This window comes from Leptolyngbya sp. CCY15150, from assembly GCF_016888135.1.
Classification (GTDB): Bacteria; Cyanobacteriota; Cyanobacteriia; order RECH01; family RECH01; genus RECH01.
This window is the reverse complement of the sequence record NZ_JACSWB010000281.1, coordinates 1-647: the sequence shown is the minus strand read 5'-3', so window position 1 is coordinate 647 and position 647 is coordinate 1. Positions and strand designations below refer to the sequence as shown.

1 protein-coding gene is annotated in these 647 nt (G+C 54.4%); it reads right to left on the bottom strand.

The window, feature by feature from the left end; genetic code table 11:
• Positions 1-647: integrin alpha (locus tag JUJ53_RS22255; protein ID WP_204154249.1), on the bottom strand; the 647-nt coding region annotated here is incomplete at both ends.

Below are 647 nucleotides of genomic sequence, written 5' to 3'. Positions count from 1 at the left end.
AGAATAGTCACCTGCTGCCACGCCATCGATACGAAAGCCATTGCTGCCATTGAGGGTGGAGAGATTGAGAGTGCTACTAAACCCACCCCCACTGCCATACACCACATAGCTAGAACCTGAATAGGAGCCGTTGGGGTCGGCATAGGGTGCCCCAATGATCAGGTCATCGAAGCCATCGCCATTGATATCCCCGACACTGCTCACCGAAAAACCGGAAACGTCATATGCAGCTACGCCATCGATGCGAAAGCCGTTGCTGCCATTGAGGCTAGATAGATTGAGGGTGCTACTAAACCCACCCGTACGCCCAAACAACACATAGCTGGAGCCTGAATAGGAGCCGTTGAGGTCGGCACCCCATGCCCCAATGACCAGGTCATCAAAGCCATCGCCATTGATATCCCCCGCACTGCTCACCGAACGCCCGGAAGCGTCATTGATTGATACCCCAACGAGACGAAAGCCATTGCTGCCATCGAGGCTGGAAAGATTGAGGGGAATACTAAAATCACCACCGCCAAATACCACATAGCTGGAGCCGGAATCGCTTCCGTTGGGGTCGGCACTGGGTGCGCCAATGATCAGGTCATCGACGCCATCGCCATTGACATCCCCGGCACTGCTCACTGAAAAACCGAAACGGTCAA